Genomic DNA, 16,933 nt, shown 5'->3' with positions numbered 1-16,933 from the left:
TATCGTGATATGTGCCACATTTTTCCGTTTTTCACCTAGAAAAGGGGATTTGGCGCATAAAAACTTAGAATCAGCACAGAAATTTGTTGAACCTCAGATCGTACGCACGCATGCGGAAAGCCGCTTGTGTGGGCTTTCGACCCTCACAAGCGGCTTTCTTAAGGCGTTAGAGACTACTTCTCGTCAGCAGCCTTCTCATCCTCCGGCTTCGCAGCCTCGGACTCAGCAGGCTTACCGGACGAGCCGTACATCAACGTCTCGTTATCGGTAGCCTTGCCCAGCTGGTAGGAGGACGTTGCCTCCTGCTGGCCGCAAGCACGCAATACCGCGTCGCCAATCAGCAGGCCAGCAGTGATCACGCCAAGCGCACCAGCAGCCATACCAATCATCTGCGAATTCTCGATCGCGAACGCACCCTGCACACCTGCAGCACGCTGAGCACGATCATGATCGTAGATACCCAGACCCTGCTGGATACGGTCATTAGCGTCCTTGATCGCAGCATTGAGCTGACCACGCACACCCTCCAGACCCGGGATATGCACCTGGGACAAAATGCCCAGCGGAATCAGCAGCAGCAACGGCGAAGCCAGACCAACCAACGAAGCAATGCACTTCGGGTCAGACGAACCAACGTTCACATTGCCAGCACCAGAGCCCTGATTGTCGATGGTGATGTCCACGATCACACGGTTGTTGTTGTCCACAATGCCGTTGCCGGTCGGGGTGATCACCAGCGCGGTGGTGCCGTCAGGGATGCCACCGTTTTCGATGGTGTAGCTCCCGTTGCCGTTGTCCTTGATGTACTTCTCATCAATCGGCTTGAGGTTCTTGCAATCCTTCGCGTTCTTCGGCGGGTTCTTGTCAAGGCAGGCCTCGATGCCGAAGCCGCCCTTGCCATCAACGATGATGGTGATCGAGCCGTTGTTCTTCTCGTAGGAGATCTTCGGCGGCTCGATGGACGAACCACCGGAGGTCTCTGGGATCTCCCCTTCGATGATGCGGATCGGGTTGCCGTTGTTGTCGCGCTCCTCGATAACGATGGAGCCGGTGGAACCCGGGATCGGCTTGAGGTTGAACCTGCCGTGCTCGTCCGGCTCCGGGTTCTCAATCAGGTCGTAGCCGCGCACGATGTGCAGGGTGTTGCCCTTACCCGGGGTCTCCCAGCTGTCTATCTTCGGCTCGACCTTCTTGCGCACCTCGGTGAAGTTGAGCTTGCGCCCCTGCTCGGTGATCTCAATGATGTGGCGGTTGACCACAACACCGGTCTTGGTCTTCTCAATGACGGTGACGAAGTTACCGGAGGTGTCCTCCTTCGGGGTGAGAATCCACTTGCCGTCCTTGTCAACGACGGTGACGTACTCATTGCCCTTAACTACCTCGTAGGTGTTCTCGTTGCGCACGGTCACGGTGAAGTTGCCCAGCTCGGAGACCTTGAAGGTGCTCTCGCCAGTAGTACCGTCGCCGTTTGCGCCGCCACCAATCGGGTCGATGACAAGCACGTAACGGGTCTTCTGCGCACCGTTGGTGACCTCGACAACAGCAGTACCCTTGACACCCTTGTTCGGGTTGACAACGATGTCGTTGCCGTTGCGCTCGACCTTGATCAGGTCCTGGCCCTCAACGATCTTGTAGGACGCGTTCTCCGGAGCCGTGAGCTTGACCTCGGAGCGGTCCGTGATCTTGTAGGTGAACTCGGACGGCTTCTTCGGCGTGAGGTTCAGGATCCAGCGCTGGATCGGCAGATCACGGGAGTTCTGCAGTTCGATGACGACTGTGCCCTCGGCACCGTCGACGAACTCCGGAATGAACTGCTTCTGGTCGTCCTTCGGGGCGTTCTTGAGCAGGTTCTCGCCCTCGACAACGACAAGGCGCTGCAGGTCGTTGTTGCGGTTGACGATCACCTTGGAGTCTTCGTTAACGGGCTGAGTTGTCTCGTCAACCTCGCTCTCGACAACGTTGATGGTGTAGCGAACGACCACATCGTCGCCGCGCTGCTCCTCCACGACAATCGTGCCGGTGAAGTCCTTGTCCGGCATCAGGCGGGTAACGGTCTTGCCGTCCTTCTCCACCTCAGCCACCGTGACGTTATCCTTGCCCTCGGTGACAACAATCTTGTGGTCGTCCTCGCCCTTGGTGATGTCGACCGTCTGGCGGTTCTTGATCTCGTGGCTGACCTCCTGGGTCTCCACCTTCGCACCCGCAGGAGTAGCGATAATGGTGTAGGTGCCCACGAGGACGCGCTCACCGTCAACCTTCTGGAAGAGGTTTGCCACGATGACGCCCTCGCCAGTCGGCGTGATGATGAACTTGCCGTTGTCCTTCTTCCAGTCGGCGATCTCCTCGCCCTGCTTGAAGTCCAGCTCGTAGCCACCGTCGGCTTCGATCCCGATCACGCTGCCAACGGTCACAGACTTGGTCACCACGTCCACGAGCACGTTGGTGCCCTGGCGGACGTCGAGGGTGAACTGGTGGGTGTTGCCTTGCGAATCCTTGATGGAGACAACGACCTTGCCGGTCTTGTCCGACTTCGGCGTCAGGACCCACACGCCCTGCTCATTCTTTTCCAGGGACGCAACGATGTCCTCGCCCTGGATGACGGTCGGCTCGCCCTGCGCGTCCTCGATCTCCAGCTTGTAGGCGTTGGAGTTACCAATCACGCGGTGCTTATCAAACTTGCTGTCCGGCGCAATGTTGAAGATGTAGTTGTTCTCGTTGCGCGGACGCTCGCCCGGCTCGTGCACCGTGATCTTCGCGGTAGCGCTGATGACACCCTCGTTCGGAGTGACGACGATCTTGCCGTCCTTCTCCTCGGTGGTGATGTACGCGCCACCCTCCTCGATCTCGTAGGTCCAGCCCTTCGGGATCTCGATCTCCTGGGACGCGCCAGCGACGGTGATGTTGAAGAAGTGGTTGTTCACCACAACGTCCTTCTCCGTGATCTCCTTCTGCGCCTTGTTGATCACGTGGATGGTGTATTCGTGGCGGTTGCCCTCGCCATCCACGATCACGATGCGGACGTCGCCCTCACCCTCCTTGATCGGCTTGATATCAAGACCCTTGCCGTCCTTGGACTTGGTGACCTTGACCAGGCCGTTGGAGTCGTCGATGAAGTCGATCTTCCAATCGCCGAGCTTCTCCACCTCGATGTGGCGCTCGTCCTTCTTCTGGGAGAAGTCGAAGGCGTACTCGTACTTGCGGAAGTAGCGCTCAACAACGCGCGTGCTCTCGATGGTCTCGTGCGTGATGTTCTCCACCGTGGTGGTCACCGTTGCCTCCGGCGCAGCGGTCACGGTCTTCACCACGGTGCTCGGTGCGAGCGTGGAGGTCTGCGTGACCGTCTTCGGCTCAGCAGTCTTGGTGCTGGTGACGGTGTCGGGTGCATCCGTCTCGGTGACGGTGGCTTCGGCGCCCTTGTACACCGTGGTGGTGGTATCCGGCTCGCGCTCCTCCACCACGATGGTCTCCGGAGCCTCGGTCACGGTCGAGGTCACCGTCTCGGTGCTGTCGCGCTTGACCACGGTCTTGGTCACCGTCGGGGTGACGTCCTTGACGTCGGTGCGGGTCGCGCGGACGGTCTCCGTGCGCTCGTGGACCGGCTGCACGTACTTGGTCACCGTGCGCTCGGGGCGCTCGGTCACGTGTGCCGTCTCGGTCGGGCCCTCGGCCTGCACCGTCTTGGTCACGGTCTTACCCGGGATGGTGCTCGTCACCGTCGTGACCGCCTCCGCCGGCTTGGTCACCGTCACGGTCTCCACGGAGACGTTCGGGCCGCCCGGACGCGGGTTGAAACCCTTCAGGCCCGGCTGCGCGATGGTGATGATGCGCTGGGTGGTGCCCTCATCGCCGATCTTGTCGCTGAGGTTGTAGTTCTTCGGCATCAGGATGGTGACGTACTCACCCTGCTCCACGTTGGACGTGACCTTGTCAAAAGAGTCCGACTTGGCCAGGTAGTAACGGGACTGGCCGAGCTGGTTGCCAAAGTTGGCCTTGATCTCAAAACCGGTCCACTGGGTGAACTCGGCGGCCGTGATCATCGGCATGCCGGAGCCCGCGACCTCGCGGCGGATCTGGCCACGGACCAGGTCAAGGGTCTCCTTGTGGTTGGACAGCAGGGCCTGCAGCGCGTAGTTGATGCGCTTGACCTCTGCGTAGTTGCCGTTGTTGTACTCGGTCAGCATCCGCTTGGTACCGGCGACAGCAGCCTTCTGCACGTCCGGGTCAATCTTCAGCGTGCCGCCATCAACCTTGTTGTAACCCACCAGGCCGGACATACCGTCAAGCTTGCGCACCTCGTACTGAGAATCGTAACGGGGTGCCGGCTGCGCAATATCAATGCACCAGCCCGGGCCGTAATTGGTGGCGTAAACCATCTGCGCAGACTCACCAACGTGCTTGGAGATCTGCTGCTTGATGTTAAAGTCCACGGCGTCCTGCAGCTCATCGCCCGCGAGCTGGGAGTACACCTTCGTCACCTTCTCGTCTGCCTGAGCAGCCGGGGTGATAGCAACTGCACCGCTCGCGACGACAGCGGTGGAAATGAGCGCAGACATAATGCGCTTCTTTAGATTTGCGTTTTGCAACGGCCCAATCCTTAAAACTTGTCGGAGATAATCGAAGCAGCCTGGAGATCTCCTGAACACGGATCTACACACTGACAGAGTTTCATTCAATCACAACCGTTTCGTGGAAAGTAGTCCACCATCCCCAAGGTGTGCGGAAAAACCGCATTACAACGCGCACAGGCGGACCTAAGCCAGTCGACAAAGGCGCTGACCTTGGCCTTTTCAACCTGACAAAAACCCAAAAATGTTTGAGTGATATGTGCCACATTTTCGTATTAGTCACTCAGAAAAGGGGGTATGCGTGCAAAAAACTTAAAATCAGCACAGAAAACCAGCTCTCCACGCTAGCTAAGCACGCAACGCAACAACCCCCGCACCGTGTCTGTGACGGCGCGGGGGTTATCCCACACTGTGGAGCATAGGAGAATCGAACTCCTGACATCCTGCTTGCAAAGCAGGTGCTCTACCAACTGAGCTAATGCCCCATTGCCGAGACGCTATATTACTAGTGTCTCCGTGGGCCTAGCAAGAATCGAACTTGCGACCTCATCGTTATCAGCGATGCGCTCTAACCGACTGAGCTATAGGCCCTGGCAACGGATAAGAATATTACGCACCATTGCCATAACCACCAAATCGCCAGGTCAGGGTGCGTATCGGCACCTGCAACGTGGCGTCGATAAGCACCCCTTAGCCCTACTTTGCGCGGTTGGACATAGTGAAGCTGACGCCGCCTACAAGATCAGCGATGCTGTTGTAAATCACCACGGTCAGCGGCGCCATGATGGCGGTAAACACCACGCCGATCAGGCCCAGCAGGCCGGCGGCTGACAGGCAGACCTTCATATCGATGACCTGGTCGCCGCCGACGCCGCCGATGAGCGAGTTCACCGAGTCGATCACCCCGGCCTGCTCCAGGCCGAAGTAGACGATGGTCACGCCGATCATCCACGCCACGAACCCGATGAGCGCCAGGATCGTCGCCACCTTGAACATCGAGCTCGCGCCGATGTTACGGATGGTTACCTTCCGTGCGGCCATCGCTTACTCCTCACCCTCGGGGCCACCGCTTATCGACGACTGCGTCGCCTCCTGCGCCTCCTCAAGGGTCTTCTCACCCTTCGCCACTGCAGTGGCCTCCTCCTCGCCGGAGTCCTCGACGTTGACGTCGATAGCCAGGAGCTCGACATCGTCGGCAAGATCCACCAGGCGCACACCCATGGTCGCGCGCGAGGACGGCCGGATCTGGTTGACCTCGGTGCGGATCACGCCGCCGGCGGAGGTGATGGCGAAGATCTGGTCCTCCTCGTCGACTGCGAGCGCGCCGATCAGCTTGCCGCGCTTCGGGGTGTACTTGAACGTCATCACGCCCATGCCGCCGCGGCCCTGCTGGTTGTACTCCTCAATGGCGGTGCGCTTGCCGTAGCCGCCGGAGGTGGCCACGAGCAGGTACTCGCCGTCCTGCACCACCGTCATGGCCAGGAGCTGGTCGTCGTCGCGGAAGCGCATGCCCTTCACGCCGGCGGTCGCGCGGCCCATCGGACGCAGCTGGTCGTCATCAGCCGCGAAGCGGATCGCCTGGCCCTGCTCGGAGACCAGCAGGATGTCGTCCTCCTCGTTGGTCAGCGCGGCGCCAATGAGCGCGTCGCCCTCGTTGAGGTTGATGGCGATCAGCCCTGCGGAGCGTGCCGACTCGTAGTCGGTCAGGCGCGACTTCTTCACGCGGCCGTCGCGAGTGGCCAGCACCAGGTAGGGCGCGTCCTCGTAGGACTGGATCTGGATGATCTGGGCGATCTTCTCCTCCGGCTGGAACTCCAGCAAGTTCGCCACGTGCTGCCCGCGGGCGGTGCGGCCCGCCTCCGGCAGCTCGTAGGCCTTGAGGCGGTAGACGCGGCCGAAGTTGGTGAAGAAGAGGATCCAATCGTGCGTGGAGCAGATGAAGAAGTGCTTGACCACGTCGTCCTGCTTCAGCTCCGCGCCGCGCACGCCCTTGCCGCCGCGCTTCTGGCTCTTGTACGCATCCACCTTGGTGCGCTTGGCGTAGCCGGTGGAGGTGATGGTGACCACGACGTTCTCGCGCGCGATCAGGTCCTCCTCCGTCACGTCGCCGGTGGCAGCCACGATCTGGGTGCGGCGCTCGTCGCCGAACTTGTCCACGATCTCCTTGAGCTCGGTCGCCACGATCTCGCGCTGGCGCTCCGGCTTGGCCAGGATGTCCTTGTAGTCCGCGATCTGGCGCTCGATCTCCGCCAAGTCGTCCACGATCTTCTGGCGCTCCAGGGCGGCCAGGCGACGCAGCTGCATGGCGAGGATCTCGTTGGCTTGGATCTCGTCGACGTCGAGAAGCTTCATGAGCCCCTGGCGCGCATCGTCCACCGTCGGGCTGCGACGAATGAGCGCGATGACCTCGTCCAACGCGTCGAGGGCCTTGACCAGGCCGCGCAGGATGTGGGCGCGCTTCTCCGCCTCGTCCAAGCGGTACTGGGTGCGGCGAACGATGACCTCGATCTGGTGCTGCACGTAGTAACGCAGCATCTGATCCAGGCGCAGGGTGCGCGGCACACCATCGACGATGGAGAGCATGTTGGCCGAGAAGTTCGTCTCCAGCTGCGAGTGCTTATACAGGTTGTTCAGCACCACGCGCGGCACGGCGTCGCGCTTGAGCCTGACCACGATGCGCATACCGATGCGGTCCGAAGACTCGTCGTCAATGCTGGCGATGCCCGCCATCTTGCCCGCGTTGACCTGATCTGCGATGTTGTGGATGAAGTTATCCGGGTTGACCTGGTACGGCAGCTCCGTGATCACGATGACCTGGCGGTTGCCCACCTCCTCGATCTCGGTCACGCCGCGCATGCGGATCGAGCCGCGGCCCGTGGTGTAGGCCTCCTTGATGCCCTTGTCGCCCACGATCAGGCCGGCGGTGGGGAAATCCGGGCCCTTGACGTACTTGAGCACCGCATCCAGAGTGGTCTTCTCGTCCGCGTCGTGGTTGTCCAGGATCCAGTAGATGGCCTCGGCCAACTCGTTCAAGTTGTGTGGCGGGATGTTCGTGGCCATGCCGACCGCAATGCCGTTCGAGCCGTTCATCAAAAGGTTCGGCACGCGCGAGGGCAGCACATCCGGCTCGCGGGTCTTCGAGTCGAAGTTGGGCGAGAAATCCACCGCGTTCTCGCGGATGTCGCGCACCATCTCCATCGCCAGCGGGGTGAGCTTGCACTCCGTGTAACGCATAGCGGCCGGGCCGTCGTTGCCCGGCGAGCCGAAGTTACCCTGCCCGTGTACCAGCGGGTAGCGCATCGCCCACGGCTGCGCCATGCGCACCAGGGTGTCGTAGATCGCGCGGTCGCCGTGCGGGTGGTAGTTACTCATCGTCTCGCCGACGGCCTTCACGCTCTTCACAAACGAGCGCTCCGGGCGGAAACCAGCGTCGTACATCGCGTAAATGACGCGGCGGTGCACCGGCTTCATGCCGTCGCGCACCTCGGGCAGCGCGCGGCCCACGATCACGCTCATCGCGTAATCGATGTAGCTGGTCTGCATCTCCTCGTTGATATCAATGGGCTGGATGGCGTCGAAACCGCCGCCACCTAGAGTGTCATCACTCATTGCTCACCTTTCTTTACTTGGCCTAGAACGCAGTTTACCGGCCCTGTCACGCTTTGCCGCGTTGAGCAGTGGTATCAAAGTGGTATGGCTATGACACTTCGGCTCACCGCTGACGAAGACAAGGCGCTCGTCTTACTCGCCTCCGCGTGGGGCTGCTCTAAGCAGGAGGCCGCCCGCCGCGCCGTGGTCACCGCAGCCACTCGCCTGCTTGACGACGCCGCCGTCACCGACCTCGCACGCTCCACCATCCCCGGCTACACAGCGATGGAATCGCGCATCCGGCAGGCCAGGTAGCCCATGCGAGGAATGAGTGCGGAACAGCTTTTGGCTGTTGCCGACGAGTACTGCGTGGTCACTGGAGCCCGGGTGCGTTCCTTCTCCGCCCTGGTCGCCTGCGCCGCCGTCCCCGGTGCGCGGGTGCACGGGGTGCCCGTCTTTGACACTGTTGGGCGGGCTGCGGAGGCGCTGGCTGCAGCGGTGCGCAGGATGGAGCCCTTGACGGCGGGTAATTCCGGCTTCGCTTTAGTTGCCGCGGAGGTGTACCGGCGGTGGGTTGGGGAAACTCCGTGATGCTGTGAATTTTTCCACCACAGCAAACGCACAGGATCACGTTGTTCCAGGTCACCGGGCTTTGCATTGGATGCCTATGCGAAATTTTTCACGAACTCCGCCGCAAAACCTCCTCCACGGTCTCCGGCAGCCTCGCTAGAGTCCCCTCGGCGAAGCGCAGCACCTGCCACCCCTGCGCAACCAGCTCGATCTGGATCAGCGAATCCCGGGTGCGCTGCTGCTTGTCCCAGTGGTGCGCGCCGTCGTACATCAGGCCAATCCGCGGTTCCACCAGAGCAAGGTCCAGGTCGGTGACGCGTTTGCCCCATGCATTGCGGATCACCACCTGTTCGGCCAAGGTCAACCCATGTTTCCGAGCTAACGGAGCGGCAAGCAGGCGCATCTCGGTTTCCTTGGGCGAATCCGCTAGCGCACTCGACGCACCCAACACCTTGGACAGCCACCTTTTATCCAGGCGCCCGAAAGCGGCAGCGCGGATGGATTCGGGGTTGAGGTTGCAGAAGCGACGGGTGGCGTCGATAAGCTGCACGGCGCGTACACACACACTGGGCGCGGGCCATGCACACTCGCCGCGCCGGATGCTCACAAGCGCATCCACCACAGCGACCGGGGGCGATGCCACGGAGATCGGTTGACCCGCGCACATCACGGTCCAGGTCTCATGCGGACGCTGATCGCGGCGCCATAGCGCCGGGGAAAGCTCCGTGGCCGGCCGATTCTTGCGGATGCCGCGGCCAAGCAGCACGGTGTCACAACCATCCGCTAAAAAGGGCAGGCCGTAGAGCGCCAGCGCGCCCATACCGGTCACCGTCGTGCCCGGATAGGCCAACGCGTGTGCAACAGCGCGGTCGGTAGCGGGCGCGGGGTACGCGATCCCGCGCGGGTGGTGCCTCGCCGCATGGGCAACGAAGTGCGGCTCACGCAACATCGCCCCGGGCATCGAAAACTTGTGGTTAATCGGCACACCTAGCTCCCTCGGCACCACGTGCGCCCCGGCCATGATGTGCATCCCATTGTGAAGTCTCCCCATACCTGTTAGACGCTGCACACGGCACGCCGGTTCCCCCAAACCCGCCGACGTGCATAAAGTGTTGGGCATGAGAAAACGCTCGCTCGCCGCGCTCACCGCGCTCGCTCTCGCCGCCACCGTCCCCGCGCCCGCGCACGCAGGTGTGACCGAACTGTCTTCCGCCGGCTCATCGGGCTCCTCCAGCTCGAAGGTCCCCGAGGGCAAGGTCCCCGAGGACGGGCCGAAAGTCCCCGAGCAGCCCGCGCTTGGCAGCGCGTACACAGGCTCGGCCCCGCTGTCGCTGGGCATCGCTGCGGCCGCGACCTTCATCGCGGTGCAATTGCTTATCGACGCCACCCCGCCCCTCCGCCAAGCCGTCGACGACATCGCCAAGCAGGCCGGCTTAAGCGGCGTCTACGGGTCTTCGGAGGGCAACCGCATCTTCGACGTGCCCGCTTGGATTGCACTGGCCGAGCAGTTCGCAGGCCAGCAGCTGCCGATGCCGCAGTTGCCGCAAATGCCCCGCTAAGACCAGGTTTTCCCACCCCCAGACCACCTGACGTGGCGGCGCTATTGAGGCCGTGCTAAGTTTGTCACAGTTGTGGTTGCAGTGACTCATGTGACTCGTGAGGATGACGCTTCCCTCCGGTACGCCGCCCTTTCCCGTGGCATACCGATTTGAGAAGATGCGCAAGCGTTTTCCTGCGGCATCACACAGCCCGAGCACTGTGGCGGAAGAGCCACAACCCGTCTTAAATAGGGCGGTCCCGGAATGCCGGGGCCGCCCTATTTTTGTGCGGTAGCTGTCCGGAAGCTGTGTACAGATTCCCGCCAAGTGTAAAAATAGTTCCCGTTTTCCCGCGCGCTACACGTTTGTCTGTTTTATACTCATGTTCGACATTCAAACCGTCTACTACTCCTAAGGACATCATCATGATTACTACCATCGTTGGTTCCCTCGTCGGTCTCGCTTCCTCCGTTGCAACCATCTGGGCTGTGCTCGAGGTCTACACCGTTTCCCAGCGCCACCCGGGCATGCCGATCGACCGCGCAGCTCGCATCGCTGCTGCCAAGTACGGCATCCGCTTCTAAGCTGCACGCAGCAACGCCGAGCCCGCCCACTGTGGCGGGCTTTTCGCATTCCCGGAAGTACACTGTGTGCCATGTCTGATTTGCAGAAACTGCTCGATGCACAAACCCGCCCCGAGGTGGCCAAGGACTTCGCCGAGCTGGCGGAGACCACTACCGCCAAGCAGTCCGGCCTGACCGGCATGGCGATGAAGTCGGCCCTGGCAGCAGGGAAGAAGGCGGACGCAGACGCCATCCCCAAGGGCATGAACAAGGTTCTGCCGAAGGTGGTTGACGGGCTCGAGCCTCACTGGTCCAAGTTCGAGGCCGAGAACGGTGCCGACTTTGGCCGCTACCTTTCCAACCACGAGGATGAGGTCGTCGACGACCTCATCAAGGCCGCCGACGCCGCCGTGGACTCGCTGCCGGGCCCGGTGAAGAAGGTCTACACCTCGCTGCGCAACAAGGCCGCGAAGATTGTCGGCCCGGCCCTGCCCGAGCTGGGCCAGATTGTGCAGAAGCACGCGTAATACCGTGAAAGATCCGACATCGCTTTTGCGTTTCCGCAGGTGAATTTTCCCACCTCGAGAATATGTGCGGAATCTTTCACACACGAATAGCAAAAGGCGCGGCCCCCAACAAGGACCGCGCCTTCGCCATACAAACGGCTACACGTCGAGGAAGCGAACGTCCTTCGCCTTGCGGGTGATGAAGCTGCGGCGGGCCGCCACGTCATCGCCCATCAGGATGCTGAACAGCTCGTCGGCGCGCTGCGCGTCCTCCAGATCGACGCGGCGCAGGATGCGGGTTTCCGGGTTGAGCGTGGTCTCCCACAGCTCCTTCGCATTCATCTCGCCCAGGCCCTTGTAGCGCTGGATGCCGTCGTCGGTGTTGATCTTGCGGTTGGCTTCGAGGCCTTCGGCCAGGAGGCGGTCGCGATCGGCGTCGGTAAACGCGTAGCCCGGCTGGCCCTTCGCCCACTTCAGCTTGTACAGCGGCGGGTTCGCCAGGTAGACGTGCCCGTCCGTGACCAGGTCCGGCATGAAGCGGAACAGCAGGGTCAGCAGCAGGGTGGCGATGTGCTGGCCGTCCACATCAGCATCGGCCATAAGCACGATCTTGTGGTAGCGCAGCTTGTTGATGTCAAACTCGTCGTGAATACCGGTACCCAACGCCGTAATAATGGCCTGGACCTCGGCGTTCTTCAGCACGCGGTCCATGCGCGCCTTCTCCACGTTCAGGATCTTGCCGCGCAGCGGAAGGATGGCCTGGTACATGGAGTCACGCCCGCCCTTAGCGGAGCCGCCTGCGGAGTCACCCTCCACGATGAACAGCTCGGACTTCACCGGGTCCTTCGAGCGGCAGTCCGCCAGCTTGCCGGGCAGCCCGCCCAGGTCGGAGGCCGACTTGCGACGGACCAGGTCGCGCGCCTTACGCGCCGCCTGACGTGCCTGGGAGGAGGACACGGCCTTGTTCACAATGGCCTTCGCCTCCGCAGGGTTCGCGTCGAACCAGTCGGAGAGGTGCTCGTTGACGGTGCGCTGCACAAAGCCCTTGATCTCGGTGTTGCCCAGCTTCGTCTTCGTCTGGCCCTCGAACTGCGGGTCGGCCACGCGGACGGAGACGATGGCGGCGATGCCCTCGCGGCAGTCGTCGCCAGTCAGGTTTGGCTCCTTCTCCTTGAGCAGCTTGTGCTCGCGGGCATACCTGTTCATCAGCGTGGTCAGCGCCGCGCGGAAGCCCTCCTCGTGCGTGCCGCCCTCGTGGGTGTTAATCGTGTTGGCGAAGGTGTGGACCGACTGCTTGTAGGAGTTGTTCCACTGCAGGGCGACCTCCGCCTCGTGCTCCTCGCCCTTCTGCTCAAAACCGATGACGGACGGGTGGATCGCGCTCTTGCCCTTGTTGATGTACTCGACGTAGTCGATCAAACCGTTCGGGTAGTGGAAGGTCGCCTTCTTCTCGCGCTTCTTCTTCTTGCTCGGCGCGACTTCCTCAGAACCGGAAGCGTCATCCACGACCGTCTCGTCGTCGAAGGACTCCTCCTCCACCAGGGCAGCGGTCTCGCCTTCCTCGGCGATGGCCTCGAGCTCGAGTTCCTCGTCGGTGACGCGCTCGTCCTTGAGCGTGATGGTCAGGCCCTTGTTCAGGAAGGCCATTTCCTGGAGGCGGCGCGAAATCGTGTCGTAATCAAACTCGACGGTTTCAAAAATCTCCGGGTCCGGCCAGAAGCGGATGGCCGTGCCGGTGCCGCGGGCGTTGCCGCCCTCCTCCAGCTTCTCCGGCACCGCGTTGGCAAAGCGCTGGTACCAGTGCTTACCGTCGCGCTTGATGTCCGCCTCCACGCGGGTGGACAGCGCGTTGACCACGGAAATACCCACGCCGTGCAGACCACCGGAGACCGCGTAGGACTCGGAGTCGAACTTGCCGCCGGCGTGCAGCTGCGTCATGACCACCTGCACGGTCGGTGCGCCGGACGGGTGCATCTCTACCGGAATGCCACGGCCGTTGTCCACGACCTCGACCCCGCCGTCGGCCAGCAGGGTGACATCGACGCGGTCGGCGTAGCCCGCCATGGCCTCGTCGACCGAGTTGTCCACGACCTCCCACACCAGGTGGTGCAGGCCGCGCGCGCCGGTGGAACCGATGTACATGCCGGGGCGCTTGCGGACAGCCTCGAGACCCTCAAGGATAGTAATCGATGACGCGTCGTAATGAGGTTGATGTTCAGCCACTGCTTGGACTCTCCTCTATAAAGCAATATGTGCCAAAAGCGTGTTTAACCCGCTCTATCTTACACGGTGTGGGGGCCATTTAGGGCACCAGGCGAGCCAGCGAGAGGGCGTTTCTCGCGCGGTATTCGCGCTCTACCCGTACGTGTCCCGCGGCCCGCGCCCCTTCACGTGCAGCGGCCCGTAGCGCCAGCTCTTCGTGCGCGGGCCAAAGATGTGCAGCTTTCTAATCACATCGGGCCCCAGTTTCTCGGCGAGCGCCCGCAGGATGGTGGACTGCATATACTTCATCTGGGTGGCCCAGGCAGTCGTGTCGCAGGTGATGTGCACCTCGCCGTCCTTGATCATCTCCACCTTCGTGTGCTGCGCAATCTTGGCGCCGACCAGCGATTCCCAGTTGCCCATCACCCATCCGTAGGCCATGTGCTCAGTCCAGTCGCGCTGGCGGACTTCCTTGCCCAGAAGCGCCGAGAACGAGGCCACCTCGTAACTGCGCGGCAGCGCACGCCCGTCCTGCCCCGTCGGCCGCCCGCGTCGCACCCACGGCCGCTTCTTCTCCTCGGCAAAGTTCAGGCCAGGCACCTGCACCTCGGTCGCATTCGTGAGCATTCGCTTATCGACGCTCCGACGCGGCACCACATTCACACCCTGCCTCTTCAAATTCGGCAGCTTTCTACCGCTACGCCGTGCCGTCTCACGGAGTTGCTCAAAGGTCTGCTGCACCAGGTCACTCAAGGAACGACACCCCCTCGTCCATCCGCACAGTAAAGCGGGCCGAGACGGCGTCGTCTAAGTTTCCTGGCAGGTCGTCGCCCACCGCCGCGGTGATGAGCACCTGCTCGGCTTCCTCCGCGACGTGCACCAAGCGCTCGCGGCGCTTCGCATCCAGCTCGGCGAAGACGTCGTCCAGGATCAGCACCGGCTCGACCCCGTCCTGCACGAGCAGGGCGTATTCCCCTAAGTGCAGCGCGAGCGCGAACGACCAGGTCTCGCCGTGGGAGGCGTAGCCCTTGGCCGGCGCATCGCCCAGCATGAGCACCAGGTCGTCGCGGTGCGGGCCAACAAGCGTGGTGCCGCGGTCGAGTTCCTCCTCGCGGCGTCGCCCCAGCTCGGCGAGCATTGCCGCCTCCAGGATGGCCGGGTCCTGCGAGGCCTCGCCGGCAAGTTCGCGCACCGCTTTGTCCAGGGTGGAGGTGTAGTGGACTGCCGCCGGTCGGGATTCGGGGGCGACTGCGGTGTAGGACTCGGTGATGTGGGGCGACAGGGCGTCGATAAGCGAGAGGCGACCGGCGATGACCTGGGCGCCGAGCGCGGCGAGCTGCCCGTCCCACACATCGAGCGTGCTCAGCGCGCTCGCACCCTGCGCATCGCTGTAGCCGCGGCGCAGCACCATGTTCGAGCGCTTCAAAAGCGCGTTGCGCTGGCGCAACACCTTGTCATAGTCCGCCTTCACTCCGCCGAGGCGGCGGGTGCGCAGCGCGGCGAGTGCATCGAGGAAGCGGCGACGCTCCGCGGGCTCACCTGTGACCAGGCGCAGATCCTCCGGTGAGAACATCACCGTGCGCAGCACCCCGGCCAGCTCGCGGGGGGATTTCAGGCGCGTGCGGTTGATCTGAGCCTGGTTCGCGCCCGCGGCTTTGAGCAGCAGGTGCGTGGTCAGGGCGCGGCCCTCGTTGATGATCGTGGCGGAGATGCGCGCGTTTTCCGCGCCCGAGCGCACGAGCGGGCCGTCCGTGCTCACGCGGTGGCTGCCCAGCACCGAGGTGTAATACACCGCCTCGACGATGTTGGTTTTGCCGTGCCCGTTGCGGCCGGAAAACACGGTGACCCCCGGTTCGAGCTCCACGTTGAGCTCGGGCCAAGAGCGGAAATCGCGCAGGTCAAGCTTGCTTACGTACACGAATTGCCCTTGAGAGCTCTCTCCGGCTTAACCCGGCAGGCGCACCGGCATGAGTAGGTACGTGAAGTGGGTATCCGGCGTGGGGAACTCGCCCTGCGCGTCCGCCTCCGGCAGTTCCTCCGGCTCCGGGATCATGATGGCGGGGCGGGAAGGCTCGGTGAATCCGAAGACGACGCGATCCGTGTCCACCACCGACAGGCCGTCGCGCAGGTAGCCGGCGTTAAACGCGATGAGCAGCTCGTCGGCGCCGGTGAACGCGCACGCGAGCGACTCGCTGGCCTCGCCTGAATCCGCGCCGGAGGCGTGCAGGGAGACCTCGCCCGGCGTGAAGTGCAGGCGCACCTGCGCGTTGCGGTCCGCCACCAGGGAGACGCGGCGGATGGACTCCATCAGCGGAGCGACCTCCACCGTGGCCATGGACGTGTGCACCTTGGGCAGCAGGGGCTCCACGTTGGGGAAGTCCGCATCCAGCATGCGCGTGGTGGTCTCGCGGTTGCCCACGTGCATGCCAAAAAGGCCCTCGGCGCCGACGTTGCCCTCGGCACCCACGGCGATTTCGACCGGATCCTCCAGGTGGGTATCCAGGGTACGGGCGTTATCCAGCAGGGTCTTTGCCGGGACCAGAAGCTTGGCTTCCACCTCCGGGCTCTTCGGCTCCCACTCGAGGGTGCGCAGCGCAAGACGGAAACGGTCCGTAGCGGTCAGGCGGAGCTTCTCGCCGCGGATCTCCATGTGAATACCTGTGAGCATGGGCAACGTGTCATCCCGGCCCGCCGCCGAGGCGACCTGGGTGACAGCCTGGGTCAGCGCCGCCGGGGCGATCTGGCCGGTGGTCTCCGGCAGGTCGGGGACCTGCGGGTAATCATCCAAAGACATCAGGGGCAGTTCGAAGCGGGCCTTGCCGCCCACCAACTTCATCGTGTTGCCGTCCGTGGAGACCTCCACCGGCTGGTTCGGCATGTACGCAACGATTTCAGCAAGCAGCTTGCCTGCCACCGCGACCTTGCCCGGGTGCTCAATCTCAGCTCCGAGGCGCACACGTGTAGAGATCTCGTAGTCAAAGCCCGCGAGCTCGAGGCCCTCCTCATCGGCGGTAATGACAATCGCGCGAAGAATTGGCTGCGTGCTCTTGGTGGGCAAGCTTCGCGCTACCCACGCGACGGCGTCGGAGAGGTCCTCCTTGTGGACCCGAAATGACACGCCAGTGCCAGCGGAGTTGTCACCGATGCTTTCGACCATGACGGCGTAACGCTCCCTTGCTTGTCGTTCCTAGGCGGATGTGTGGTTTACCAGCTCCGGGCGAGACGGATTCTCCTCGAGCACCGGGTGTGTAATTTACGTTCTCACTCTAGGCGGAAAGGGAGACCGTTGCCAGCTTGGGTAGGAAAACTTGTAATTCCAAGAATTGGGGCGGCAGGGACCGGGCGGCGAGCGGAAGTGCACAGGCTCTCTTTCCCTTAGAGGAATTACAAGTAAAAGAGTT

Annotated in this window: 13 protein-coding genes and 2 tRNA genes; 5 read left to right on the top strand and 10 right to left on the bottom strand. The window is 62.6% G+C overall.

Annotated features, from left to right (window positions below):
- Nucleotides 1–173: 173 nt before the first annotated feature.
- From HMPREF2550_RS00630 to gyrA, 5 genes are all read right to left on the bottom strand, one after another.
- On the bottom strand, nucleotides 174–4,553 hold the full coding sequence (locus tag HMPREF2550_RS00630) for a hypothetical protein (protein WP_070789056.1): 4,380 nt from the start codon (nucleotides 4,551–4,553) through the stop codon (nucleotides 174–176).
- 424 nt (nucleotides 4,554–4,977) lie between these two features.
- Nucleotides 4,978–5,050: transfer RNA gene (locus tag HMPREF2550_RS00625), tRNA-Ala, on the bottom strand.
- Between the two features lie 32 nt (nucleotides 5,051–5,082).
- Nucleotides 5,083–5,156: transfer RNA gene (locus HMPREF2550_RS00620), tRNA-Ile, on the bottom strand.
- A gap of 105 nt (nucleotides 5,157–5,261) precedes the next feature.
- On the bottom strand, nucleotides 5,262–5,606 hold the full coding sequence (locus HMPREF2550_RS00615; protein ID WP_038587442.1) for a DUF3566 domain-containing protein: 345 nt from the start codon (nucleotides 5,604–5,606) through the stop codon (nucleotides 5,262–5,264).
- A 3-nt stretch (nucleotides 5,607–5,609) separates the two neighbouring features.
- Nucleotides 5,610–8,174 carry a DNA gyrase subunit A gene (gyrA, locus tag HMPREF2550_RS00610; protein ID WP_070789054.1) on the bottom strand — a complete coding sequence of 855 codons (2,565 nt, stop codon included), beginning with the start codon at nucleotides 8,172–8,174 and terminating at the stop codon, nucleotides 5,610–5,612.
- Nucleotides 8,175–8,258: 84 nt separating this feature from the next.
- On the opposite strand from gyrA, the gene HMPREF2550_RS00605 reads away from it, so the two are divergent.
- Together HMPREF2550_RS00605 and HMPREF2550_RS00600 are read left to right on the top strand one after the other, a co-directional pair.
- On the top strand, nucleotides 8,259–8,468 hold the full coding sequence (locus HMPREF2550_RS00605; protein WP_070789052.1) for a CopG family transcriptional regulator: 210 nt from the start codon (nucleotides 8,259–8,261) through the stop codon (nucleotides 8,466–8,468).
- 3 nt (nucleotides 8,469–8,471) lie between these two features.
- Complete coding sequence (locus tag HMPREF2550_RS00600; protein WP_070789050.1) at nucleotides 8,472–8,744, top strand: TetR family transcriptional regulator; 273 nt, start codon at nucleotides 8,472–8,474, stop codon at nucleotides 8,742–8,744.
- An 88-nt stretch (nucleotides 8,745–8,832) separates the two neighbouring features.
- Here the strand turns inward: HMPREF2550_RS00600 and HMPREF2550_RS00595 are convergent, their stop codons facing one another.
- On the bottom strand, nucleotides 8,833–9,774 hold the full coding sequence (locus HMPREF2550_RS00595) for a hypothetical protein (protein ID WP_141760474.1): 942 nt from the start codon (nucleotides 9,772–9,774) through the stop codon (nucleotides 8,833–8,835).
- Between the two features lie 67 nt (nucleotides 9,775–9,841).
- Between HMPREF2550_RS00595 and HMPREF2550_RS00590 the strand changes: the two genes are divergently transcribed.
- The 3 genes from HMPREF2550_RS00590 to HMPREF2550_RS00585 all read left to right on the top strand — a co-directional run bounded on the left by HMPREF2550_RS00590 (nucleotide 9,842) and on the right by HMPREF2550_RS00585 (nucleotide 11,351).
- Nucleotides 9,842–10,282: a hypothetical protein gene (locus HMPREF2550_RS00590; protein WP_070789046.1), complete on the top strand. Its 441-nt coding sequence runs from the start codon at nucleotides 9,842–9,844 to the stop codon at nucleotides 10,280–10,282.
- Nucleotides 10,283–10,686: 404 nt separating this feature from the next.
- Nucleotides 10,687–10,845 (top strand): hypothetical protein, encoded by a 159-nt coding sequence (locus tag HMPREF2550_RS12165; protein WP_168167109.1) that lies wholly within the window; start codon nucleotides 10,687–10,689, stop codon nucleotides 10,843–10,845.
- A 71-nt stretch (nucleotides 10,846–10,916) separates the two neighbouring features.
- Complete coding sequence (locus HMPREF2550_RS00585; protein ID WP_070789044.1) at nucleotides 10,917–11,351, top strand: DUF6918 family protein; 435 nt, start codon at nucleotides 10,917–10,919, stop codon at nucleotides 11,349–11,351.
- A gap of 138 nt (nucleotides 11,352–11,489) precedes the next feature.
- Here HMPREF2550_RS00585 and gyrB read toward each other — a convergent pair whose 3' ends face one another.
- The 4 genes from gyrB to dnaN all read right to left on the bottom strand — a co-directional run bounded on the left by gyrB (nucleotide 11,490) and on the right by dnaN (nucleotide 16,689).
- Nucleotides 11,490–13,553: a DNA topoisomerase (ATP-hydrolyzing) subunit B gene (gyrB, locus tag HMPREF2550_RS00580; protein WP_070789042.1), complete on the bottom strand. Its 2,064-nt coding sequence runs from the start codon at nucleotides 13,551–13,553 to the stop codon at nucleotides 11,490–11,492.
- Between the two features lie 132 nt (nucleotides 13,554–13,685).
- The gene (locus HMPREF2550_RS00575; RefSeq protein WP_070789041.1) at nucleotides 13,686–14,285 is read right to left on the bottom strand and encodes a DciA family protein; all 600 of its coding nucleotides are present in this window, start codon (nucleotides 14,283–14,285) and stop codon (nucleotides 13,686–13,688) included.
- Nucleotides 14,278–15,450, bottom strand: coding sequence for a DNA replication/repair protein RecF (gene recF, locus HMPREF2550_RS00570; protein ID WP_070789040.1), 1,173 nt, complete (start codon nucleotides 15,448–15,450; stop codon nucleotides 14,278–14,280). Before recF ends, HMPREF2550_RS00575 begins: the two co-directional genes overlap by 8 nt.
- A gap of 27 nt (nucleotides 15,451–15,477) precedes the next feature.
- Nucleotides 15,478–16,689: a DNA polymerase III subunit beta gene (gene dnaN / locus HMPREF2550_RS00565; protein WP_070762523.1), complete on the bottom strand. Its 1,212-nt coding sequence runs from the start codon at nucleotides 16,687–16,689 to the stop codon at nucleotides 15,478–15,480.
- Nucleotides 16,690–16,933: the final 244 nt, after the last annotated feature.

Origin of the sequence: Corynebacterium sp. HMSC074A01, assembly GCF_001831515.1 — a bacterium.
Lineage (GTDB): Bacteria > Actinomycetota > Actinomycetes > Mycobacteriales > Mycobacteriaceae > Corynebacterium.
Note: the sequence above shows the minus strand (reverse complement) of the source record. Positions and strands in the feature narration are given on the sequence as shown.